22 protein-coding genes, 1 pseudogene and 2 riboswitches are annotated in these 23,648 nt (G+C 49.4%); of the genes and pseudogenes, 15 read left to right on the forward strand and 8 right to left on the reverse strand.

Going from position 1 to position 23,648, the window contains the following annotated elements; all coding sequences use genetic code 11:
• Window positions 1–118 precede the first annotated feature (118 nt).
• The 3 genes from M3202_RS04485 to M3202_RS04495 all read left to right on the forward strand — a co-directional run bounded on the left by M3202_RS04485 (window position 119) and on the right by M3202_RS04495 (window position 3,540).
• The gene (locus M3202_RS04485) at window positions 119–1,777 is read left to right on the forward strand and encodes an ABC1 kinase family protein (RefSeq protein ID WP_251222139.1); all 1,659 of its coding nucleotides are present in this window, start codon (window positions 119–121) and stop codon (window positions 1,775–1,777) included.
• Window positions 1,778–1,837: 60 nt separating this feature from the next.
• A complete protein-coding gene (locus M3202_RS04490) occupies window positions 1,838–2,509 on the forward strand; it encodes a hypothetical protein (RefSeq protein ID WP_251222140.1) in 672 nt (223 codons plus the stop codon).
• Window positions 2,510–2,592: 83 nt separating this feature from the next.
• On the forward strand, window positions 2,593–3,540 hold the full coding sequence (locus M3202_RS04495; RefSeq protein WP_251222141.1) for a DMT family transporter: 948 nt from the start codon (window positions 2,593–2,595) through the stop codon (window positions 3,538–3,540).
• Window positions 3,541–3,694: 154 nt separating this feature from the next.
• On the opposite strand, the gene M3202_RS04500 is transcribed toward M3202_RS04495, so the two are convergent.
• From M3202_RS04500 to M3202_RS04515, 4 genes are read right to left on the reverse strand one after another with little or no spacing between them, the layout of a single operon-like run.
• Window positions 3,695–4,237 carry a 1,2-dihydroxy-3-keto-5-methylthiopentene dioxygenase gene (locus M3202_RS04500; protein ID WP_251222142.1) on the reverse strand — a complete coding sequence of 181 codons (543 nt, stop codon included), beginning with the start codon at window positions 4,235–4,237 and terminating at the stop codon, window positions 3,695–3,697.
• Between the two features lie 23 nt (window positions 4,238–4,260).
• On the reverse strand, window positions 4,261–4,878 hold the full coding sequence (locus tag M3202_RS04505) for a methylthioribulose 1-phosphate dehydratase (RefSeq protein WP_251222143.1): 618 nt from the start codon (window positions 4,876–4,878) through the stop codon (window positions 4,261–4,263).
• On the reverse strand, window positions 4,871–5,557 hold the full coding sequence (locus tag M3202_RS04510; protein ID WP_251222144.1) for a 2-hydroxy-3-keto-5-methylthiopentenyl-1-phosphate phosphatase: 687 nt from the start codon (window positions 5,555–5,557) through the stop codon (window positions 4,871–4,873). The genes M3202_RS04505 and M3202_RS04510 overlap by 8 nt, the downstream gene beginning before the upstream one ends.
• Complete coding sequence (locus M3202_RS04515; RefSeq protein WP_251222145.1) at window positions 5,557–6,786, reverse strand: 2,3-diketo-5-methylthiopentyl-1-phosphate enolase; 1,230 nt, start codon at window positions 6,784–6,786, stop codon at window positions 5,557–5,559. The genes M3202_RS04510 and M3202_RS04515 overlap by 1 nt, the downstream gene beginning before the upstream one ends.
• A gap of 87 nt (window positions 6,787–6,873) precedes the next feature.
• Window positions 6,874–6,986, reverse strand: a riboswitch (SAM riboswitch).
• A 168-nt stretch (window positions 6,987–7,154) separates the two neighbouring features.
• Window positions 7,155–7,306: riboswitch (SAM riboswitch) on the forward strand.
• Window positions 7,307–7,394: 88 nt separating this feature from the next.
• On the opposite strand from M3202_RS04515, the gene M3202_RS04520 reads away from it, so the two are divergent.
• From M3202_RS04520 to M3202_RS22680, 8 genes and pseudogenes are all read left to right on the forward strand, one after another.
• Window positions 7,395–8,513, forward strand: coding sequence for a sugar ABC transporter substrate-binding protein (locus tag M3202_RS04520; protein WP_251222146.1), 1,119 nt, complete (start codon window positions 7,395–7,397; stop codon window positions 8,511–8,513).
• Window positions 8,514–8,521: 8 nt separating this feature from the next.
• Window positions 8,522–10,018, forward strand: coding sequence for a sugar ABC transporter ATP-binding protein (locus M3202_RS04525; RefSeq protein WP_251222147.1), 1,497 nt, complete (start codon window positions 8,522–8,524; stop codon window positions 10,016–10,018).
• Between the two features lies 1 nt (window position 10,019).
• Entirely contained in the window at window positions 10,020–11,015 is a 996-nt protein-coding gene (locus M3202_RS04530; RefSeq protein ID WP_251222148.1) for an ABC transporter permease, read from the forward strand.
• A 25-nt stretch (window positions 11,016–11,040) separates the two neighbouring features.
• Entirely contained in the window at window positions 11,041–12,252 is a 1,212-nt protein-coding gene (gene mtnK / locus M3202_RS04535; protein ID WP_251222149.1) for an S-methyl-5-thioribose kinase, read from the forward strand.
• Window positions 12,253–12,269: 17 nt separating this feature from the next.
• On the forward strand, window positions 12,270–13,355 hold the full coding sequence (gene mtnA / locus M3202_RS04540; RefSeq protein ID WP_251222150.1) for an S-methyl-5-thioribose-1-phosphate isomerase: 1,086 nt from the start codon (window positions 12,270–12,272) through the stop codon (window positions 13,353–13,355).
• 583 nt (window positions 13,356–13,938) lie between these two features.
• Entirely contained in the window at window positions 13,939–14,736 is a 798-nt protein-coding gene (locus M3202_RS04545; RefSeq protein ID WP_251222241.1) for a DUF368 domain-containing protein, read from the forward strand.
• A 51-nt stretch (window positions 14,737–14,787) separates the two neighbouring features.
• Window positions 14,788–15,906, forward strand: a complete 1,119-nt coding sequence (gene ytvI / locus M3202_RS04550) for a sporulation integral membrane protein YtvI (protein WP_251222151.1) — start codon at window positions 14,788–14,790, stop codon at window positions 15,904–15,906.
• A 110-nt stretch (window positions 15,907–16,016) separates the two neighbouring features.
• A pseudogene (locus M3202_RS22680) lies at window positions 16,017–16,228 on the forward strand (hypothetical protein); the annotation flags it as partial.
• Between the two features lie 224 nt (window positions 16,229–16,452).
• Here M3202_RS22680 and M3202_RS04555 read toward each other — a convergent pair.
• A complete protein-coding gene (locus M3202_RS04555; protein ID WP_251222152.1) occupies window positions 16,453–17,634 on the reverse strand; it encodes a GTP-binding protein in 1,182 nt (393 codons plus the stop codon).
• Between the two features lie 307 nt (window positions 17,635–17,941).
• Window positions 17,942–18,211 (reverse strand): 30S ribosomal protein S14, encoded by a 270-nt coding sequence (gene rpsN, locus M3202_RS04560; RefSeq protein WP_251194123.1) that lies wholly within the window; start codon window positions 18,209–18,211, stop codon window positions 17,942–17,944.
• 186 nt (window positions 18,212–18,397) lie between these two features.
• Between rpsN and M3202_RS04565 the strand changes: the two genes are divergently transcribed.
• Both M3202_RS04565 and M3202_RS04570 read left to right on the forward strand, forming a co-directional pair.
• Window positions 18,398–18,838 (forward strand): Rrf2 family transcriptional regulator, encoded by a 441-nt coding sequence (locus tag M3202_RS04565; RefSeq protein WP_251222153.1) that lies wholly within the window; start codon window positions 18,398–18,400, stop codon window positions 18,836–18,838.
• 65 nt (window positions 18,839–18,903) lie between these two features.
• Window positions 18,904–19,815, forward strand: a complete 912-nt coding sequence (locus M3202_RS04570) for an NAD(P)/FAD-dependent oxidoreductase (RefSeq protein ID WP_251222154.1) — start codon at window positions 18,904–18,906, stop codon at window positions 19,813–19,815.
• A 23-nt stretch (window positions 19,816–19,838) separates the two neighbouring features.
• Here the strand turns inward: M3202_RS04570 and M3202_RS04575 are convergent, their stop codons facing one another.
• Complete coding sequence (locus tag M3202_RS04575) at window positions 19,839–20,465, reverse strand: LysE family translocator (protein ID WP_251222155.1); 627 nt, start codon at window positions 20,463–20,465, stop codon at window positions 19,839–19,841.
• 162 nt (window positions 20,466–20,627) lie between these two features.
• Here M3202_RS04575 and M3202_RS04580 point away from each other — a divergent pair, with 162 nt between their 5' ends.
• Window positions 20,628–21,173, forward strand: coding sequence for a cysteine hydrolase family protein (locus M3202_RS04580; protein WP_251222156.1), 546 nt, complete (start codon window positions 20,628–20,630; stop codon window positions 21,171–21,173).
• Between the two features lie 57 nt (window positions 21,174–21,230).
• On the opposite strand, the gene M3202_RS04585 is transcribed toward M3202_RS04580, so the two are convergent.
• Window positions 21,231–22,046, reverse strand: coding sequence for an ion transporter (locus M3202_RS04585; RefSeq protein WP_251222157.1), 816 nt, complete (start codon window positions 22,044–22,046; stop codon window positions 21,231–21,233).
• A gap of 272 nt (window positions 22,047–22,318) precedes the next feature.
• Between M3202_RS04585 and M3202_RS04590 the strand changes: the two genes are divergently transcribed.
• Entirely contained in the window at window positions 22,319–23,611 is a 1,293-nt protein-coding gene (locus M3202_RS04590; protein ID WP_251222158.1) for an aspartate aminotransferase type Ic, read from the forward strand.
• Window positions 23,612–23,648 lie beyond the last annotated feature (37 nt).

Genomic DNA, 23,648 nt, shown 5'->3' on the forward strand with positions numbered 1-23,648 from the left:
CGGACCTGCCTGAGAAAAATAGGTAATGAGCACAGTGAGAAAAAACAGGGTGTTTGATCAGCCTGATAATTTGGTATGGTTATAGAAGAGGATAACGGTCAAAAGGAAGGACGAAGAGATGTTAAGACGAAAAATGCGCCATTTGTCAAGGTATCAGGAGATAGCTACGGCCTTGTTTCATTACGGCTTCGGCCATATTGTCCGTGATTTGGGCCTGATGGACCAGGTGAGGAGGAAGTCTGGCAGGAAACCGGAGAGCGACGCTTCGATGGCGAAACGAATCCGCCTTTTGCTGGAAGAACTGGGGCCGACTTTTGTTAAACTCGGACAGGTGGCGAGTACGCGATCTGACTTATTTCCGCCGATGATTATTAGTGAACTGGAAACGCTGCAGGATCATGTGCCAAGCTTTCCTTTTCAGGAGGTGAAGGGCATTATTGAAGCCGAACTGCAAGCATCATTGCCGGCTTGCTTTGCCTCTTTCGATGAACAGCCACTTGCCGCGGCGTCGATTGGACAGGTGCATCGGGCGACGCTGATAAGTGGGGAGGAGGTCGTCGTCAAAGTGCGCCGGCCAATGATTGAGCGCCTGATCGAAACGGATCTTGAAATTATCGCTGATTTGCTCGTGATGGCCGAGGACCGCCTCAGCTGGGTCGCGCAGTTTCAGCTTGTCGAGCTGTTTGACGAATTTGCGAAAGTGCTGCGCCAGGAGCTTAATTTCGTGATTGAGGCCGATAATACCGAGCGGATTCGCAAGCAGAGCATGGAAAGCGGTTATATTTCAGCACCGCGGATCTACAGTGATTATTCTACGAAAAAGGTGCTGACGCAGTCGTTTATTGATGGAGTGAAAGTAACAGAGGCGACAAAAGCAGCCGGCTATCAGCCTAAACGGATAGCCGAACAATTCGCCAAAGGGATGTTTGAGCAAATGTTTGTCCACGGCTTTTTTCACGGGGATCCTCATCCAGGGAATGTATTTGTCACGAAAGCGAACAAGGTCGTCTTGATTGACTTTGGCATGGTCGGCCGGCTTTCGCGTCGGATGCGGCAGGAGCTGGCACTGCTGTTGATCGGCCTTTACAAGCGCGATACAAACAAAGTGCACCGCGCCCTGATCGGGATGGAAATTTTACGGGAGGACAGTGACCAGGAGCTGATTTGGGAGGACCTCGAGCAGCTGCGGATCAAATATGCGATGATGGAAATAAGCGAGATCAGCCTGGCAAACGCCTTGCAGGAAATCTTCGATATTGCCCACAAGCATCGCTGTCTCGTCCCATCGTCCTTAACGGTGCTGCTGAAATCAATCCTTTCCATTGAGCGCCTGCTGGCAACGTTGGCGCCGCAGCTTCGCATTATTGATATTATCGAGCCGTTTGGCCACGATCTGGTCAGAGAGCGTTATGATCCGATCCGCGCCGCAAAGCAGATGCAGGAAGAGACAATTGATTTACTCAGGACGTTGCGCTACTTGCCGAAGGAGCTGCAACACGTGATCCGTGCCGCGCGGCGCAATGAACTGGAAATGAAAATGTCGATTTCCGAGCTCGATCAGCTGAACCATAAAATTGATCAGATTACGAATAAGCTTTCGTTTTCGATCGTGCTTTTATCGTTCAGCATCATTATGGCGGCGGTGATTGTCGGAGGTTCGCTCACGGCGGAGCAGACGATTCTGTCGCGCCTGCCTTCGCTCGAAATCGGGCTTGGGATCGCCTCGTTTCTCTTTCTCTGGATCATTTGGGCGATCGTCCGCTCTGGAAGATTTTAATCACGAAGAAGAAACGTTAACCGACGAACGGGCGTCTCATCACATAAAGGGGGGATCGAGATGAAAAAGGGTATGATTCTGCTTTTATTGGTGGTGGGCGGCTGCTCGTCTCAGGTGCAAAAACTGGAAACCTGCCCGAATGAGATCAATGAATGGGCCGATGTGTTGATGTATAACGATATCGAATATATTGGATTGGGAAAGGAGGGGGGGCAGCGTCAAAAAGGAGAAAAGCTTGGTGAAGTATCCTTTCAACTTGCTGACCAGGCCTGCGCCGATCATCAAATCGAAAATGGCGATGCTGCTTTTCTGCCGGAAGGAACTGAGATTTTTGAAAGCGTCGGCTACCGGCCTGATTTCCGGCTGATCGCCGGGGGACGACTTTTTCAAGTACATAGAAATGAAGCGGCCGAGACCATAAAGGAGCTGTACGACATCGAAGGAAAAGTGACGAAGCTTAGTCGGGAAAGCGGCAATGATGGTAGCCATATGTACGATTACAGTGAGGAAGAAACAATCGCATTTATCGAGGATTTTCTTTCTCTGGCTTATGTTGGCTTTGATGGAATCTATTCTGACATTGCATATAGCAATCCGGTTTTTTTGCGGCTTCACCTTGAGGATGGCTCTTCTTTTCGCATTTCCTACTGGCTTGACGCCAATGCGGTCAACCCGGGAGCGTACGCGACAGACAGAATGAAATCGATCATAATAGAAGGAGGACGAGGATAGCCTCCGGCAATCGAGCACGCGCGGCAGACAGAATATGGTATGATGGAGTTGACCTACTAGACTAGAGAAAGAAGGCGAAATGATTGCAGGCCGTATTCAACAAACTGAAGCAGTCCCCCTATCTGCTGCTTGTGCTGGCTACTTTTTTTTGGGGAACGAATTTTGCATTTAGCCGGATGGTGATCGAGGAAATCCCGCCAATTCAGCTTTCTGTAATAAGGTGGCTGATTGTCAGTATTGTCTTTTTGCCATTCGTTATCAATGAGGTGAAGGCGAATAAAGCGATCCTTAAGGCAAATTGGAAGGTACTGATTCTGCTGGCGATTACCGGCGTCGGCGGCTTTAATACGCTATTATATATTGCGATACAATATACGACATCGATTAACGCATCGCTCGTGAATTCGCTCTCACCGTTGCTGATTGTCGTACTATCGGTCATGTTTTTGAAGGAGAGGATTGTCCCCTGGCAGTTCGTCGGGATTGTCGTCTCACTTGCCGGCGTCGTTGTCGTGGTAACTGGCGGCAGCATGGAAGCGATTGTTGCGCTGCGGATCAATCCGGGTGATGTGATCGTTGTCGCTGCGGTGATCTGCTGGTCGATTTATTCGGTGCTGATGAAGCGGTTCGGGGTCGATCTGCCGAAAAAAGCGACTTTTTTGATCACAATCTATATTGCGATTGCTTGTCTGATTCCGTTCGCGCTTTTCGAGCGGACCTATGAGCCGCTCGAGCTGACGTCGCTATCACCTTCGCTTATGCTGACAGTCGTCTATCTCGCCTTGTTTCCGGGGTTTCTCTCTTTTATTTGCTGGAACGAGGGCGTGATGCAGGTCGGACCGGGCAGAGCGTCCAACTATTTGCATATGATCGTCCTGTTCACGACGGTGCTCGCCGTGCTGTTTACCGGAGAAAGCCTGGCGAAAGCACAGCTGATCGGCGGCATCCTGATTTTAACCGGGGTCATTCTAGCCTCCAATCCGCAATTTCTCTCGCGGAAAGGGAAGGCGGAGAGAAGAGCGGTATCCTAGAAGCTAAAGTGGCTGGACAAAAGGATGTTTTTCCTTTCGCCCAGCCACTAACGTATATAGTTTTCGGGTTGAATTGAAGAAGAGCGACGGCTTCGCGCGTTGCATTGTAACGGCTCCGCACACCGCTTTTAAGAAAAGCCGCTGTACGGTTTTCTTATTTACTTCCCTCAAACTCAGGATCAGCAAAAGGATGAGCAACCCAGCCTTCCGGATCAATGAACAAGCGGACGGCGACGACCTGGCGCTCTTCCGAGAGGGTGAAGAAGTGCGGGATGTTGACCGGAACGGAAATGACGTCTCCTGGTGTGAGGTTGACATCGAAATAGCCGGTTTCTGCCCCTTTAATGACAAAAGTCCCTGATCCGGCTGTAATCGCCCGTACTTCGTCTTCGGTATGAGTGTGGACCTGCTCGAACTTTTTCAACAGCTTGTCGAGGTCGGGCGTGTCATTATTTAACGAGATGACATCCCATTTTTGATAGCCGCGGCGTTCGGCAAGGGAACGAATGTCTTCGTCAAATGTCGCCAGCACCTCTTCCTTATCGCCATCTGTCAGATGGCAAACCCCTTGCAAACGCTCAGGCAGCTTGCTCGTATCCCAGTGCTCATAAAGAACGTCCTGACTTGCTAAAAAGCTGCGCACCTCTTCTTCTCCGTGAATGACTTCTCCTGTGTTACGAATTTGAATTTCAGCCATTTGATTTTCCTCCTTCAATATGGTTATTTTCTTAAAGCCAGCATCTTAAGATGATAGCTGAATAAAAACTCAAAAGCTTCCAAATGTTTTTTCGCTTCAAAGCCATTTCGTCCCCAGGCGGTGATACCGTGGTTGCGAATGAGCACTCCGTAGATGCCTGGAGCAATCCGTTCGGCGACCGCGTCTCCCAAGCGGGGGAGATCGGCGTAATTTTCAACAATCGGCACGTTGATCTCGCCATCCTCATCCCAAATGTTAAACGCTTTGATCAGCTCCTGACGACGGAAGGTGATTTCACCTTGTTCGCCGTACAGCTCTGAGATGACATTGTTGTCAATCGTATGAACATGAAGCGAGCAGCCGGCATCGGTTTTTTCGTAAATTTGTTGATGAAGCACCGTTTCTGCTGATGGCTTGAGATGAGTTTCCTCAAGCGGTTGGCCGTTGCCGCCGACTAGTAAAAAATCCTCGGCTGTCCGTTTTCGTTTGTCTTTGCCACTTGCGGTGACAAGGAAAGAGAGCGGCGAGTCGCTGACCTTGATCGACAAATTTCCGCTTGTGCCCGGGAACCAGTCGCGGGCGGCCAGTTCATCTTTAATGTCAGCGAGCTCATTCCATTTTTCCTGTACTGCTTCACTCATTGATGCTCACTCCTTTTTTCGCTTTCAGCCCGGCTATCACTTCATGGAAGGACGAGAAAGCCGTATGACGGAGGCCAAGCTCCTGACATTTCTCAAGCAGAAAGTCATCACAGGCGAACACTTCATCGGCGAGCTTGGCTGCCTCCAGGTCGGTAATTGAATCGCCGATAACGATTCTATAATAATCCTCGGCGGAATACTGCCGCAAAATCGACGGCTTGCAGCAGCCGCAATCATTTGTGCAGTCAGCGTCGCAGGCGTGAGGCCAGAGAATCTCGATCGTCTCGCCGCTGAAGTCGCTGCCGTTGCAATAAAGGTTATCAGTCAGCTTGTAGGGAGCGAGCATCGGTTCGACGAAAAAGTCAATTCCGCCGCTGACGACGTTAAAGTCGAAGCCGTACTCCTTCGTAAAGTCCAGCAGCTGCTGAAAGCCTTCGCGTATCGTCGCCTGCCGCTGCACAAAGGCAATGATCTCCGCTTTTCGTTCCACCGGAATGAGAGAAAACAGCGCGCCGACTCCTTCGCGTATCGAAATCCGCTGGGCGAGGATATCGTCCTTAATTTGCTCCCAGCCGGGCGGGGCGAATTCTTTCATAATCGCGATAATATTGTCCTTAGTGGTGATCGTGCCGTCAAAATCACAGAAAATGATCGGCTTTCGTCCGTCAATTGAACTCATCATCGCTGCCCCCACAGCTCAAGCGCGGTGCGCAGCTCGGGTTGCTGTCCGGCGGCTTCATCAAGAGTCTGTCCGGCGAGCACAGCATCGATCGCCGCTCTAAAGGCACGGGCCCCGGCATCAGCGCCGGCCGGATGGCCGTGAATGCCGCCGCCGGCGTTAATGACCGCGTCGTGGCCGAAGTCATTGATTAAAAGCGGTGTCAGCCCCGGATGAATCCCGGCCGATGGAACCGGGAAAGCCGGCTTGAGCTGGCTTTGCGTGGTCAATGCTGTCGCAATGTCCTGCGTTTCCTGCTTTTCCAAAGCGACGCTGCCATAAGGAGAAGGGAAGAGGACAAGGTCAGCGCCAGCAAGGCGCAACAGCTTGCCGAGCAGCACTTTGTTGGAGAAGCCGTAATAAGGCGAGCCGGTCATCGCCCCGGAAACAGCCGGGTGGGCCATTAGCGGCACGGCAATATCTGGATCTTCGGCTAGACTTTGCAGCACATCAAGGCCGTAAGCAAACACATTAAACAATAACGCGCTTGCACCGAGCTCGACCGCGCGCTTCGCCTTTTCTTTTAAGTCGAACGTCCGTCCGGTCAAGTTGACAGCGTAAAGCGTTCTTTTTCCGGTTTCTTCATAGGCCTCAGCCAGCGTCTGGACGCCGGTCGTAATCCGCTGTTCAAATGGGGTCAGCTCATTATCAAATAGAATCTCATCGTCTTTGACAAGGTCAACACCGCCAATGGCCTGCTGCTTGAGCTGCTGCTGAAATTCACCAATGTCCTTGCCGATCATCCCTTTAAAAATACTCATTAACAGTGGGCGGTCAAACACATCGAGTCGTTCCCGGACGCCACTGATGCCGAATTGCGGACCAGGAAATTGGGCTTCAAGCTGGGGCGACAGCTCAATGTCGACAAGCTTGATTTCTCCATCGAGGGATAGCTTGCCGAACATCGTCGTCAAAATCGCTGCCAGATCCGCGCTGAAGTTGGCGGCAGGGTAGGCGATTTTAATCAGGCCGACCGTCCGTTTGCTGGAGAAATAACGGTTGTCATCCGCCGATGGCACAAGCTCTTCGACAGAGATGACTTCTCCTTTGTGCTTTTCAAGCTGCTTCTTTTCCAGTGCGGGAAGGTTTGTCCAGGAGCCGATTGTCAGGCCGAGCGCGATGCCTTCCGCTTTTTTAGCGAGGTCGCCTTTTTGGTCAAACACCTTGTAGGTTGCCGTAATATGACTCATCGTAGCGGAGTCCTCCTTTCGTTACCATCACAAAAAAATCCTCATCTTTTTTGAAAAAGAAGAGGACCCATTCTATGATTCTATGTCCTCTTATCTGTCAGCTTTGCGCTTGAGAGAATTAGCACCTTGAATCAACCGCTCGGTTGAAACAGGTTGCCGGGCTTCATCGGGCTCGTCCCTCCACCTGCTCTTAATAAGAGTATTCGTATTGGTATTGTCGTTACAAAATGATGTAATGAATTATGCCAGAGGAAGAGTCGTCTGTCAATTATGAATTATTTTTGCGAAAATCTATTGACAAAACGAATGTCTGACTCGTATGATTACTCTCAGAATTCAAAATGTAAAACATAAAATTACATGATTCACTCTTATCGAGAGCTGGCAGAGGGAATTGGCCCAATGAAGCCCGGCAACCGGTCTGTTCATCAAGGAGATTGATGGAAGCCTAAAAGGTGTAAAGACACGGTGCTACATCCAACAGCTCGTTTTACATGTGAAACGAGCTGAAAGATAAGAGGACGGAGCCAGTCCATTCCGCCTCTTTCTCGATCGTGAGTGAAAGAGGCTTTTTTATGTTTTGCCGACAAAAAAGGGGAGAGAGACAAATGAAGAAAAATAAGTGGTGGAAATCAGTAGTGGCAGCGGCGCTTGCCGTAACGCTTGTCGGCTGCGGAGCTGGAGAAGAGTCAACAGGAGAGCAGGGCGGTGGAGCGGAAAGCGACACGATCGAAGGTGTGCCGGAACGATTTGCCGGCGGTGAAGAAACGAAAATCAGAGTGATCCGCAAAATCGGCGGCGATGATCATACAGCGCAATATTTGGCCGGAGTAAAGGAAGAAGGAGAGGCACTCGGCTTTGATGTCGACGTATTTACAGCAAACGGCGATACGGCCCGTTATCATGATGCGATTTCTCAGGCGATTGATGCTGGCGTCGATGGGCTGATTTTATCGCATGGCGACGATGCGGCGACCTACGATGCGGTTGAGCGCGCCCGGGAGGCGGGAATTGAAGTGGTTACGTTCGATTCGATTGCTGAATTGGAAGAGATTGAAGGCGTAACGCTGACTTCTCAGGATGACGAAGCATTGGCGACGCTGGCGCTTGACCAACTCGTTGAGGATTTCAACGGAGAAGCGAACATGATTTATCTTTGGGTTGACGGCTTTCCACCAATGGTACGCCGCAACAACGTCTATCAGGAAGTGCTTGCGGCAAATCCGGGGCTGAACGAGCTTGAACGGTTTGGGGTCGCCTCTGAGGATACGTCGACACAGACACAAAATGCGGTCGCGGCGATGCTGAACAAATACCCTGAAGGGGAGATTGATGCGATTTTTGCGACATGGGACGCCTTTGCGATCGGGGCCGCTCGTGCGCTGGAGGAAGCGGGCCGTGATGAAATCGCGATTTACGGAATTGACGTATCAAATGCCGATCTTCAAGTAATGCAGCAGGAAAACAGCACGTGGAGCTACACGGCTGCTGTCGATCCGAAGCTGATCGGCTCGATCAATCTGCGGATTTTAGCGAAGAAGCTTGCCGGAGAGGAAACCCCGCAAACCTATGATTTGGAAGCATCGTTGATTTCAAGAGAGAGCCTCATCGGCGGGTCAGAACCGGTCAATATGGTTAACCTTGCTGACGTGATTGAAGGCTGGGGCATATCTGATGCGTTTGAAGAAGAGTGGATGACGATACTGAAAGAACATCATAACCAATAGGTGATGGCATGAACCTGAAAATGAGCAATATTTCAATCGAATTTCCCGGTGTGCGCGCATTGGACCGAGCTTCATTTGAAATGGAGACCGGACAGGCCCACGCGCTGATCGGCGCCAATGGCGCCGGGAAGTCGACGTTAATGAAGGTGCTGTCCGGCGTGTACAATCACTACAGCGGGGAGATTTACCTTGATGGGGAGCTCATTGACATCCGCTCCCCAAAGGATGCCCGGCGGCACGGCATTCAAATCGTTTACCAGGAAGTTGATACAGCGCTTGTTTCAAGCTTAACAGTCGCGGAAAACATTATGCTGAACGCTCTTGTGGCCAATAAAGAGAAGAAACTGATGATTGACTGGAAAAGGCTTCATCAGCAGGCAGCGGTGATCCTCGAGACGCTTCAAGTCAAGCTGCCGACGCGAAAGCTGGTCAGTGAGCTTTCGCTTGCTGAAAAGCAGATGGTGCTGATTGCCCGCGCCGTGTCGACGGAATGCAAATTTCTCATTTTAGATGAGCCGACGGCACCGCTCAGTATGACAGAGACGAAGCAGCTTTTTCGCGTTGTAAATGAGCTGAAGCAAAAAGACGTCGGAGTCATTTTCATTTCTCATCGCCTGCCGGAACTGTTTGAGATTTGCGAGGAAATCACAGTGATGAGAAATGGCTGCTATATTTCCCGTGAACGTACAAGTGAAACGAGCGCGACGAGGGTGATTGAGCATATGCTTGGTAAGTCGCTCGAAGCCCAGTTTCCGGAGCGCAGGCAAACGGCGGGGGAGGTTGTGCTGGAAGCTGCCCATATTTCTGACGGCGACAAGGTTGATGATGTCAGCCTGACAGTGAGAGCCGGGGAAATTATCGGCGTAGCGGGACTTGTCGGTGCCGGGAAAACGGAGCTGTGCAAGCTGCTTTTTGGAGCAGAGAAGCTAAAAGCCGGCACGATCTCGCTCAGAGGGAAGAATGTCACCATTGCCAGTCCGACCGAGGCGGTGCGCCAGCGGATCGCGCTTGTGCCGGAGGAGCGCCGCAAGGAAGGGGTGCTCGTCGAAGAATCGGTCGTTACGAACTTGACCGCATCAAGCCTTGGAAACTTTCTCAAACGATTCAGCTTCGTTGATGTGAAAAAGGAACGAACGAAGGCCGAGGAAATGATTGAAGCGCTTGCGATCAAAACACCTAGTCCGGCGGCAACCGTCAAGCATCTTTCCGGCGGCAACCAGCAAAAAGTGGCGATCGGAAAATGGCTGATTGCCGACAGTGACCTTTATATTTTCGATGAGCCGACAAAAGGCGTCGATGTCGGCGCGAAAAAGGATATTTTTGAATTGATCGCCGGCCTTGCCGACCGTGGGAAAGCAATCATTTACGCATCATGCGAGCTGGCGGAAGTGCTCGGGATTACCGACCGGGTGTATGTGCTGTACGATGGGCGAATGACTAAGGAACTCGTCACATCAACTACGAACGAAGAGGAATTGTTATACCTCTCAACTGGAGGAAAGTAATATGGCGGAACAAAAAAGGGGCGACCATAAAGCGTCCTTTGACTTGTTTAATTTTTTATATAAATATGGGACGATGATTTTAATTGTCGTGCTGATTATTGTCTTTGCCAGCGTGAATCCGTCCTTTATTAAGGCGGATAATATCATTACGATTTTGCGCTCGATCTCGATCGTGACAATTATCGCGATCGGCATTACGATTTCCCTGGCGGTCGACGGCTTTGATTTATCAGTCGGCTCAGTCGCCTCGCTTGCCAGCGCCGTCGTGATTTCGATGTTTGTCTGGTATTCCCAGCCGACTGCGGTTGCAATCGTAACAGCCATTGCCGTTGCTTTGCTTGTCGGCGCGTTTAACGCCTTTATGATCGTCAAAGTCCGAATTCCGGATTTGCTGTTAACGCTGGCGACGATGTTCATTATTCAAGGAGTGGCGCTGACCTATACAAAAGGGGCGACCGTCTCTGAAAATATGATTATGCCCGATGGCAGCTATGCGGAGGGCACGATCAGCAGCGGATTCGCCAAGCTCGGCCAGGTGCCTTATATTATTATCATCATGCTTGTCGTTGTTTTCATTGTTCATATTTTCCTTACGCATACAAAGCATGGCCGTTACATGTATGTCATCGGCGGCAACGAGGAAGCGGCTCGGCTCTCCGGCATTCCCGTCAACAAATACAAGGTCGTTGCCTACCTGCTTTCCGCCTTATTCGCTTCATTGGGAGGAATCGTCCTCGCCTCGCGGGTGATGACGGCGGAAATTAATGCCGGCGGACCTTATTTGATGGATGCGGTCGCCGCGGCCTTCATCGGCTTTGCCGTCCTCGGCGCCGGAAAGCCGAACGCGCTCGGAACGTTTGTCGGGGCTGTTTTAATCGGAATATTGGCCAATGGACTTGTGATGATGAGTGTACCGTATTACGCGATGGACATTGTAAAAGGAACGGTGCTCGCTTTGGCACTGGCCCTGACTTATTATAAAAGCAGACAGAAGTAAACGATGAACGGGGAGGGGAAGGAAGATGACGACATTTACTGAGAAATATTTTACGATGACGGAAGCTGAAGCGGTCGATTATACGAAGACGAGACTGTCGATTTTTCCAGCTGATGCTGAATTGACATGTGAGGAAATTGGCGATGGAAACTTGAATTATGTGTTTCGGATCCGCGATCAGAAAAGCGGCCAGTCAATTATTATTAAGCAGGCCGGGCCGGTGGCGCGCATTTCGGACGAGTTTAAAGTGTCTCCGGACCGCAACCGGATTGAAAGTGATATTTTACGGCTGCAAGGGAAGCTGGCAGAAGGCTTCGTGCCAAAGGTGTATCACTATGATCCGATCATGAACTGCTGCGTGATGGAGGATCTATCTGACTTTGACATTTTAAGAACTGCATTCTTAAAAAAGAGAACGTTTCCGAAATTCGCTGATCATATTTCCACGTTTTTAGTCAACACTCTCCTGGCGACATCGGATCTTGTGCTGAATCATAAAGAGAAAAAGGAACTCGTTAAATCGTTCATCAATCCTGAGCTATGTGAAATCACGGAGGACCTCGTTTACACAGAGCCTTTCTATCCATGCCCGCGCAACGAAGTGTTTGACGGCACACGGGCATTTGTCGAAGAGGAAATTTGGAACGACAAGGCGCTGGCGCTGGAAACAGCAAAGCTTAAGTTCGACTTTATGACAAATGCCCAGTCGCTTTTACACGGTGATTTGCATACCGGCTCAATCTTCGTCACAGAAACGGAAACGAAAGTGATTGATCCGGAATTCGCCTTTTACGGCCCGGCTGGTTACGATATCGGCAATGTAATCGCCAATTTGCTGTTTGCCTATGTCAATGGCCGTCACACGCTGACAAATGAAGCGGAGCGTGAGCAGTTTTGCGGATATATCCTCGAGACGATTAAGCAGACGATAGACTTGTTTAAAGAAAAATTTATCAGCGCATACAAGCGCGAAGTAACAGAACAGGTCGCGTCCTACGAAGGGTTTCTTGACTACTATCTTCAAAGAATTATCGAGGATACGGCGGCGGTATGCGGACTTGAGCTTTGCCGGCGCGTTATCGGACTGGCTAAAGTAAAGGATGTAACGGAAATCAAGGAACCGGGGAGCCGGGCGGAAGCAGAAATCTTCTGTTTAAAAGTTGGAAAGACGCTGATTCTTAACCGGCAACAGTACAGCAACGGCGAGGACTTCATTAAGACAATTGTTGAGAGCTGAAGAAAAGAGGGAAGGCCATGAAGAACATGATCGATATTGTCCAATCCGTCATCTTGAATGAGACGGGCGAGGCTGTCGTTATTTTAGATCAGACGCTGCTGCCGACACAGAAGGTCTATCAAACATTGAAAACACCTGAGGATGTGTGGGAGGCGATCTATCATTTGAAGGTGAGGGGAGCGCCGGCTATCGGAATCGCGGCGGCGTACGGCGCTTATTTAGGCGCAAAGCAAAGCGGCGCGTCAACGTCCGCCGAGCTTTATGCCGCTTTTGGCAGAGTGAAAGATTACCTCGGCTCCTCGCGTCCGACGGCGGTTAATTTGTTTTGGGCGCTTGAACGGCTTGAGAAGCGGCTCGTGACCGAGATGAAAGCAACGGCGGACGTCGGCCAGCTTGTCGCCGCGCTGAAGGAAGAGGCGGAAGCGATTCGCCTGGAAGATGAGCAGGTCTGTGAGACGATTGGGACGTATGCGTTATCGTTGCTGAAGCCGGGAGACGGCATTTTGACGCATTGTAATGCCGGCACGATTGCGACGGCGAAATACGGAACGGCGCTCGCCCCAATTTATCTAGGGCAGCAGCAGGGGTATCAATTTAAGGTGTACGCCGATGAAACACGGCCCTTGCTTCAAGGGGCGCGGCTGACGGCCTGGGAACTATCAGAAGCCGGGATTGATGTCACCTTAATCTGTGACAATATGGCGTCAATCGTGATGAGCGAGGGCAAGGTGCAGGCGGTGCTAGTCGGCTGTGACCGCGTCGCGGCTAACGGCGATACGGCTAACAAAATCGGTACATCGGGTGTGGCGATTCTCGCGCAGCATTACGGCATTCCTTTCTATGTCTGTGCGCCGACCTCAACGATTGATCTCTCGTGCCAAACAGGAAAGGACATTGTGATTGAAGAACGCGATGCAACGGAGATTACGACAAAGTGGTACGAAGAACCGATGGCGCCGGCTAATGTCAAGACATACAACCCGGCCTTCGATGTTACCGATCACCGTTTAATAACGGCGATTATTACGGAAAAAGGGATTTTACGACCGGACTTTGCCGAAGGTTTACAGTCAGTTATGAACCAGTCTGAAGCAAAATTGTGAAAGAAATAGGAAAAGCAGTGAACAAGTTGTATCACATCACCAATTCGGGTATGATTATGACTATAATCGAAGGGGAGTAGCTGTACAATAAAGTCGTCATGACGGGAGCAAATCCCCGGCTTTGTTGGCAACCGGATCAAGTTGTTAGCCAGACCTTTACCAGTAGCTCCGTCTTTCATTTCATGAAAAGACGTCTGCTTTGATGGAAAGCTGCTGAAAAAGTGCGATTTTTACTTTTTCAGCAGCTTTTTCGTAATGAGCGTAGCCGTTGCCTGATTTTGAAAGCCTTGCTACGAGTGGGTTTCTCGAAGCAAGGCGCGCAACGTGCGGCGCCATTACTCTTCTTCGAGTTACGAAAAAGGAAGTTTTTCAGTGGTCTGCTTTGATGGTAAAGGTCTTTTTTACGAGGCGACAAAAGAAGACATGCTTATCATGGCGCGAAATGGTAGAATAATGATGGAAATGCATGACCCTCATCAATTTGATTACAACAGTTTGCTTCCCTGTCATGTTTACATAGGAACCGACCTGTTTAGAAAAGGAGAAAGATGTGTTGTTTGAATGGCGTAACATTTTTAAAGGTATGACAATGGGAATCTCCGACCTGATTCCAGGAGTAAGTGGCGGAACGATTGCGTTAGTGCTAGGTATTTATCAGAATCTATTAGCGGCCATTAACGGGCTTTTCACGAGACAATGGAAAAAGCATCTCATGTTTTTGCTTCCGCTCGGGATCGGTATTGTCGCAGCGCTCCTTGCCGTCAGTCATCTCGTAGAGTGGCTGTTGGCGGAATACCCGCAGCCGACCTTTTTCTTTTTTCTCGGCTTGATTATTGGCATCATCCCTAAGCTGCTGCACGATATTGAGTTTACCCGTACCTTTACGGCGGCTCATTATGTCCTGCTGCTAATCGGAGCGCTGATCGTCGGCTTAACGGTTTTTGTCAAAGAAGACGAGCTTGCGCCGGTGATGACGGCTTTAAGCACAGGTGATTATGCCCTTTTATTTTTTGCCGGCTGGCTGGCAAGCTCGGCAATGATTTTACCGGGGATTAGCGGCTCGTTTATTTTCCTGCTTTTCGGTGTTTATCCAACGGTCGTCAATGCTTTATCGACGATTAATATCCCCGTTATTATGACTGTCGGGGCGGGGATCGCGATCGGCTTAATCGTCACAAGCCGGTTCATCGCCTGGCTTTTGCGACAATTCAAGGTCGGAACCTATGCGGTTATTATCGGCTTTATTGTCGGCTCGACAATTGTAATTTACCCGGGCATCGGCACGGATCGATTTTTGCTGCTGGTCAGCGTGCTGACCTTCCTGTTCGGGGCGGGCTGCGCTTTCCTTTTGAGCCGGTTTGAACAGAAAAACCAGTTGTGAATCGAAGCGGTCGGCTGATAGCGACTGACCGATCTTAGTTGGAGGTGTCAAGTGGGGAACAATAAAGTGCTTCAAGTTATTGCACGAATGCTCGTTGTTGCTTTGCTGATCGTTCTTGGCTGGCTCGCCCTCTACTATTTTGTCTGGCTGACTTTTCCGTTTCTGATTGCTGCCGTCTTCGCTTTTTTGATGAACCCGCTCGTCAACATTCTTGAGAAAAAAGCAAGGTTCCCGCGGCCGCTCGCTGTTCTGACCGGGATTCTCGTCCTGTTCGGCTTAGTTGGCGGCTTGTTGACCTTGATCATTATCAAGCTAATTGACGGCTTTCAATATCTCTCACAGTTTGTCCCGACGCAGATCGAAATGATTTCCCGCAATTTGCAAACATATTTTAATGAGCATTTCGTTCCTTTGTGGATCAAGGGGCTCGGGATGATCGATGAGCTTGATCCGGCTCAGCAGAACGCGATTGAAACGAGCATTCAGCAGATCGGTGGTCAATTTGCCTCGATTCTCGGGAATGCCGGCCAGGCGGTAGCCAATAGTCTTTCTCATTTTGTCGGTGCGCTGCCGCTGACATTGACGGTGTTTTTATTCGTGTTGCTCGGCTTATATTTTATTAGCAAGGATTGGAACCGGTTGAAGGTGTGGCTCAAAGAAAAGCTGCCGATTCGTGTTTCCGGACAGGTTGCAAGCGTCTACCGTGATTTGAAAACAAAGCTTGTCGGCTTTCTAACGGCGCAGTTTATATTAATTAGCATGACAGCCGTCGTCAATTTCATCGGTCTGCTTATTTTAAACGTCGAGCAGCCGTTGACGATCGCTCTCATTCTCGGCCTCGTCGACTTGCTGCCATATTTGGGTACTGGGCTTATTTTAATTCCGTGGGGGATTTACTGTTTGGTGACGGGGGACTTGTTTTTAGGCTTTGGCCTGCTTATTTTGTATACGATTACGATCGTGCTGCGCCAGCTGGCCGAACCGAAAGTACTCTCCTCAAGCCTCGGGTTGAACCCGCTGGCGACGCTCGTATCCTTGTTTGCCGGCTTACAGCTCTTCGGCTTTATCGGCTTATTTATCGGGCCTGTCCTGCTCGTCCTGCTCGTTTCCTTATACGAGGCCAAGGTCTTTTCGGGCTTATGGCGCTTTATTATCGGAAATCAAAGCTGAAGACAAAGGGTAGCTTTTTTTAGCCTGTCGACAAAGTCTCGCAAAAGTGAGACGGCCGACAGGCTTTTTTGGTAGAAGGATTTGTCCCGATCCAGAGCTTCGTCTAGTAGATATGTCCGGAAGATCAGCTTCTTTCCTATCGGACAACAAATCGAGAATACCTATCTGATTCATCTATTTGCCAGGATGCCTTGGATGAAGCCGGACAAAGCTGAAAGGGCTTCGATGCAGGCGATGCTTGTTTTTGCTGTGATGAACCTAAAAATTAGCCATCTGGCACTGGAGAAACACCCATCCTCCTTGTCACCAACCCGAGACACCTAACGTAAAAGCGAGGGTGGGACAAAAGGTTGTTTTGCCCAGTCTCTAAGCAATGAGCGGAACCGCCACGATCTTTAAAAGCCCGTTGTGAGTGGGTTTCTCACAACGGGCTTTTGGCGTGTGAAGCCATTGCCAGTAGGTCCAAAGCTAGATTTGTCAACGGTCTGGCTTTTTGTTTTCAGCTGCGATGTTTTTTCTCTCTACTTTGCCTTCTATCCGGGCCTTTTATGCTTCGACAAAAGCCGGGAGCGGGTCGGAAAGGCTCGTCCAGTCTACTGTCATTTCCTCATCACGGAGGAGGCAGTGGTCCAGCGAACGGCTGACAGCTTCCTCGTCCATGTCAATGCCAATGAAAACAAGCTCGGTCATCCGGTCACCGAAATCCTGATCCCACTTCTGTAAAAGCTCGGGTTCCTCACGCAGAACCTCTTGCTGCTCGTCCTCGTCATAAGCGGCAACCCATTTACCGGCTCCCTGAATGGTAATCGTCGAGCCAGCCTGTGACAGCAAGCCGGCGATCTCATTTCGGCTGGCAAGCCAGAAAAAGCCCTTTGCCCTTACAACTGCATCAGGCCAATGTTCGAGCCAGTCCATCAGCCGCTCAGGGTGAAAGGGTCTGCGTCTGCGATACACGAAGGAAGAAACACCGTATTCTTCTGTTTCCGGCGTGTGTTCCTCGTTTAATTCCTTGATCCAGCCCGCGGACTGACTCGCTTTTTCAAAATCAAATTTCCGAGTATGGAGGATCGAGGAAAGCTCAACGTTTCCATAAGAGGTCGGGATGATGACGGCATCGCTATTGCTCTTGCGGATAAAACCGCTTAGCTCACGCAAGTCAGCCTCTTCAATGAGATCGGCTTTATTAAGCAGGATCACGTCGGCGAATTCGATTTGATCGATAAGCAGGTCGGAAATTTCACGCGTGTCGGTTTCGTCGACTCCTTGCCGTCGCTCATGCAGCGTTTCCCCTGAAAGATAATCCTCCCAGAAATGATGGGCGTCAACGACGGTTACCATCGTATCGAGCGTGCAATTCTTCGTTAAATCAATTCCAAGCTCTTCATCAATGTATGTGAATGTTTGCGCGACAGGAATCGGCTCACTTATGCCTGATGACTCGATTACGATATAATCGATGCCGCCCGCTTGGACGAGCCGTTCAACCTCCTGCATCAAGTCTTCCCGCAATGTACAGCAAATACAGCCGTTTTGCAGTTCAACGAGCTTTTCCTCCGTTCTGGAAAAGTGATTCTTTTTGACCTGCATCGCATCAATGTTGATTTCACTCATGTCATTTACAATCACGGCGACCTTTAACCCCTCACAATTGGTTAAAATATGTTGCAAAAGCGTTGTTTTTCCGGCTCCTAAATAACCGCTCAAAACCGTGACAGGCACTTTGTTCATCTCGTGTATTCCTCCTTTAAGGGAAGAGGTCGGGAAAAAGTATCTAAACTACATGGATATCCGAACAAAGGACAGCGAGACTACCTGCACCGCTCCTGAAATAGACTTCGCTTTCCGCAGGAAGCTGGTGAGCCTCCTCGTGCTATGCACGGCGGGGTCTCACCGTTGCTTTTGTTCCCGCTGGAGTCTACGTCTATTTCATCCGCTAAGTTGGTGCTTTGTTCGATATTGCAGTTGCAAACTTTCGTTATATTCCATCCTCTAAGTCATTTCTCTTTTTGCACATGGATTTGTCCGTCTTACACTTTTACCAGCTCGATTTCTTCACACCGGGAACCTGACCTTTATGAGCGAGCTCGCGAAAGGCGATCCGGGAGAGCTTAAATTTACGAAGCACGCCACGAGGTCTGCCGGTTAATTCGCATCTTCGCGTTAAACGGCTTGGCGCTGAATCACGTGGCAGTTTGCTAAGCGCCACATAATCTCCTTTTTCCTTTAATTCTCTTCGCTTTTCTGCATAGCGGGCCACGAGTTCTTGGCGCTTTTTTTCTTTTGCAATCTTTGATTTCTTTGCCATTCTTATCACCTTCCTGTTTTAAAACGAAATTATTACGATTTATATAATAGTCGATTCACGAATGAAAGTAAAGGAATTGTATTTTCTGACCGTTTGGCAGTCGTAAAAAAAGGATGAGAAATTTGACAGCGTCGTTCGACTAACGATATTATAGACTCATTGAATCTATAATGAGGTGGTGAGAAGATGAAGTATTCAAAGGCGACGAATTATGCGCTCCACACCATAGTTTATTTGGCGCTGTTGCCTGCCGGAAAAACGATCGGTGTCAAGCCACTGGCCGAGGTGCAACGGGTATCGCCAAGCTATCTGTCAAAAGTGCTAACGACATTAGTGAAAGGCGGCTTTATCGAGTCGGTAACAGGGGTGAACGGTGGCTATCGCTTAATTAAGGATAGTAAGCAGGTTACGTTTTTAGACATCATTCATGCGATTGAGGGAAGTAATTCGATGTTCAATTGCCATGTCGAGCATCGGCCCGAGGAACAGAAAGGCTGCCTGATCGAGGCGGTTATGAATGAAGCCGAACAGAAAATGGAACAGCATTTAAGTAGCCGGACGATTGAAGATATTGTGAAAAAGGTCGATCAAAGCATGGTTGACTCGCTGCATGCGGTTGTTCTGTAATTTTTTTTAACTTAATTATAGACTTTAACAATCTTTAATCTCTATAAATGAATGGAGTGGATTCTATGATTGATTGTGCGATTATCGGTGGCGGTCCTGCCGGATTAAATGCGGCGCTTGTATTGGGGAGGGCAAAGCGACGTGTCCTGGTCTTTGATAACGGTCAGCCGCGGAACAGGGTTACCCGGCATTCACACGGCTTTCTCACGAGGGATGGGGTGTCACCAAATGAATTGCGCGAGCTGGCTTGGAAGGACATTCGTCATTATCCGTCTGTCCGCTTTGAGCAAGTAAAGATTGCCAAAGTGAAAAAGGAAGCGGAAGACCGCTTTTTGCTGATGACAGAGCAGGGGGAGCGCTTTATCAGCCGCACATTGCTTATCGCTACGGGTCTCAAAGAAAGCCTGCCAAAGATCAAGGGAATCGAGACCTTTTATGGAACGAGCGTTTTCAGCTGCCCATATTGCGATGGCTGGGAATTACGGGATCAGCCCTTGATGCTGATTGCTGAAACAGAGCATGCCGCCCATATGGTGAAGCTGATCTATCAGTGGAGCAATGACCTCGTCGTTTGTACGAATGGGCATTCTGTGTTATCGCCGGAAGACAAGCAGTTGTTTCAGAGGAAAGGAATCAGGGTGAAGGAGGAGCAAATTATCGGTCTGGAGGGAGAGGAAGGGAAGCTGGAAAACGTGTTGTTTAGCGACGGAACAGAAATTAAGCGAACTGGAGGCTTCGTGCCAACCAAGCTCGCGCAGCCGACCGATTTTGCTGAAGCACTCGGATGTAAGCTGAATGAAACCGGCGGGATTGTTGTTGACGGGTTAGGAAGAACGAATGTCGCCGGAGTCTATGCTGCGGGAGACACGTCGCAGTCCGGGCCTTCACAATTGATAATCGCTGCCGGTCAAGGGGTATGTGCCGCCGCCGGGGTGAATACTGATTTGGCTATGGAGGTGTTTGAGGAAGGGGAGTGAGTCACACTTCCTCTTTAAATCCTTCATTTATGCTCGCTAAAGGCGATTCTCAAGCCGATGAAAGCAAAAAGACTTCCTTCGATCAAATTGATCTTCCTGGCGAGCGCCGGACTTTTCCGCAAAAAAGTACCAATCTTTCCGGCGAACACGCTGATGAGCGAGAAAAGAATGAGCGCCTGCAGCAAAAAGATCAATCCAAAGACAAGCATTTGCCCGGCAACGGGCCCTGCTTCATAATGAATAAACTGCGGCAGGAACGCTAAGAAAAAAAGGGAAACTTTCGGATTGAGCAAATTCATAATCACGCCTTTTTTATAAAGCGCACGATAATCCAGTGGATCGGCGCTCAGCGGCCCAAAGCCCGTTTCCTTGGCCCGAAATGCTTTGTAGGCTAAAAACAGCAAATAGGCGGCACCGGCGTATTTGACAATCGTAAAAGCTAATGCCGATTGATAAATAACCGCCGAAAGCCCGATCACCGCTGCGCTAATATGACCGAGCAGACCGGTGCAAAGCCCAAGCGCCGTGGCGATCCCCGCTTGTTTGCCTTTCGCGATGCTCTGGGCCAAAACAAATAAATTATCCGGCCCCGGCATTAATGTCAAAACAATGGCAGCGCCTAAAAAAGAAACAACAGCAATACTATCCAACGATGTCCACCTCATTTACAGCGCGTACGTCCAGTACGCGCTTTTCCTAGTAGTATTATAGTCTTTGCCTTCCAACGAAGCAAATAAATGATCGCCGGGGCGGGCAGGATTCTGCCAGCTGCCGCTAGAATGATAGGGGTACTGGGAAGGAGGCAAGGAGTTATGAAAGCATTGATTGCGATTGACTACACAAATGACTTTGTCGCCACGGACGGAGCGTTGACATGTGGGGCGCCTGGCCAGGCGATCGAAGAGGAGATTGTCAGACTGACACGAAAATTTGTGGAGGCGGGAGATTTTGTCGTCTTTGCCGTTGATGTACACGAGCTGGAGGATGACCATCATCCGGAGACGAGGCTGTATCCGCCGCATAATATTCGCGGAACCGCGGGTCGGCAGCTTTACGGAAAGCTGGGGGAGCTGTATAAGGAAATTAAGGATCGGCCCAATGTCTATTTCATGGACAAAACAAGGTATTCAGCGTTCAGCGGAACGGATCTTGATCTGAAATTGCGCGCCAAAGGGATCACGGAGCTTCATTTCGTTGGAGTGGCGACCGATATTTGCGTCCTTCACAGTCTCTATGGCGCCTACGAGCGTGGCTATGACCTCGTCGTGCACAAAAAAGGGGTCGCCAGCTTTAATCCGGCCGGGCATGAGTTTGCCTTGCAGCATTTTCAAAACAGTCTCGGCGCTGAAGTACGTTAAAAAAGAAAGGCTGACTGCCGGATTGTCTCCGTTAGTCAGCCTTTTCGTCCTGTTTTCCTATGAGCGGTTTTGTAGCAGCTGCTTAATTTCAGCAAGCTCTTTCTTCACCTCTCTGTTCTCCTCAAGCACCTGCTCCAGCTTTTCGTCGCGGTGCGCATCCTCGTCAGCGTTCAAATAGCTTAAAATGACAGCAACCACAAGGTTCAAAATCACCAGGGCGCCAATGATGATGAACGACACGAAATAAATCCACGCCGCGGGAATTTCCTGAATCACCGGTCTTGCCACTTGACTGGCCCACGATTCAAATGTCACGACTTGCAGTAATGTAAACAAAGAAGAATGAAAGCTGCCAAAAAATTCGTAAGGCAGAACATCATGATAGAATGTCGTGCCGATAATCGCGTAAATCGAAAAGATGAGAAAGGTAAGCCCTAAGATTCCCGTCAGGGCCGGCACGGCCTTTAAAAGCGAGTCAATAATTTTCCGGAGCGCCGGAATCGCCGGGATCATCCGGATCAATCTCATTACCCGTACCAATCTGAGAATACTGACAAAAGGAGTCGAGTAAAACAATATACTTGCTACGACAATGGAAAAGTCAAATAGATTCCAGCCGCTTGAAAAATACCTTTTCACGCCGAGTCCGACCAATTTCAAAATCATCTCCACGATAAAAATCCAGACAATGATTTTATCCAGCGTCAGCAAGAGGGCGTTGCCCTTCAAATACGTTTCCGCTACAATAATCAGTCCATTAAGAAAAATGATCGCGATAATGGCAAACTGAAAATGCTGGTGCGTCACCAGCGCGGCCAGTTGTGTTCTAAATGAGTTGTTTTGATGAGGATTGTCTTTTTCGTTTTTGTCCATGTTCCGTCTCCTGCCTGGTTGAGTCTCTGTTTTAAATTTCTGTTGAAATTATACCAAATTACGACGTGCCTCCGAAAGGAATAACCTTTCAAACATCTATAGTATCATAGCCGGATGATCAATTTCGTTATGTTCCGTGACAGGAAAACAACATTTTTCCCGATACGTTTTAGCACAAATTTGCTTTTTTCTGAAAAACGAGACTAACATCTTGACGCAAGTTGTTTTACAATGGGAGAAGTAAAGAAAATTATAGGAACAAAGGAGCTCGAATGACGTTGACTCAGTTACAAGATCAATCAGAAGAAGCGTTAAAAGACCGCTTGGCCGCATTGAAGGCCGACTATGAGCAATATCGCACGAAAAAGTTGAAGTTGGATATGTCCCGCGGCAAACCGAGTCCGGAGCAATTGGAATTGTCGATGCCAATGTTGGATGTCCTTTCTTCAAAATCAGACATGAAGGCAGAAAATGGTGTTGATACACGAAATTACGGACAGCTTGACGGAATTCCGGAGGCAAAGCGTTTTTTTGCTGATTTGCTTGAGGTGGAGACCGATGAAGTGATTGTTGGCGGAAATTCCAGCCTCAATTTAATGCATGATACAATCATGCGCGGGATGGTGTTTGGGTTCCCGGAAAGCAGCGCCCCGTGGTCGAAGCAGGGGAAGATCAAGTTTATTTGTCCGGTGCCGGGCTATGACCGCCACTTTGCGATATGTGAACTGTTTGGCATTGAAATGATCCAAGTAGCGATAAATGAAGAAGGACCGGATATGGAGGAAGTCGAGCGTCTTGTTCGCGAAGATGATTCGATTAAAGGGATGTGGTGCGTGCCGAAATACAGCAATCCGTCCGGCGCAACATACAGTGACGAAACGGTGGAGCGTCTCGTTTCGATGGAAACGAAAGCGAATGATTTTCGCCTGTTTTGGGACGATGCCTATACCGTCCATCATTTGACAGATGAGCATGATCCGTTAAAAAATGTTTTGGCAGCCGCCAAAGAAGCTGGTCAGCCGAACCGGCCGATCATCTTCGCTTCTACGTCAAAGGTGACGTTCCCAGGTTCAGGTGTCTCTGTCATAGCGGCTAGCCGTGACAATATCAACCATTTTCTCAAACTGATGTCGTCACAGACAATCGGCTTCGATAAAATCAACCAGCTCCAGCATGTCCGCTTTTTCACAGAGGTGGAACCGTTGGACGCCCATATGAAAAAGCACGCGAAGCTGATTAAGCCGAAATTTGAGCTTGTCCTCTCGACGCTTGAAGAAAAGCTGGGCGGCAAAGGAATCGCCACATGGTCAAAGCCAAACGGCGGCTATTTCATCAGCCTCGATATTGTTGACGGTGCAGCCCGCAAAACGGTAACACTGGCAAAGGAAGTTGGCGTGACCTTGACGGGAGCCGGAGCGGCTTTCCCGTATGGCATTGATCCACGTGACCGGAATATTCGGATTGCGCCGACATTCCCATCAGTAGACGAATTGAAAGAGGCGTTGAACGTTCTCTGCACATGCGTCGAAATCGCCAGCATTGAACAACTTCTAGCTACTAAATAAAAAGCGAAGAGGCTGGGACAGAAGGTTGTTTTTTTTA

Source organism: Halalkalibacter oceani, assembly GCF_023715605.1.
Lineage (GTDB): Bacteria > Bacillota > Bacilli > Bacillales > Bacillaceae_D > Halalkalibacter > Halalkalibacter oceani.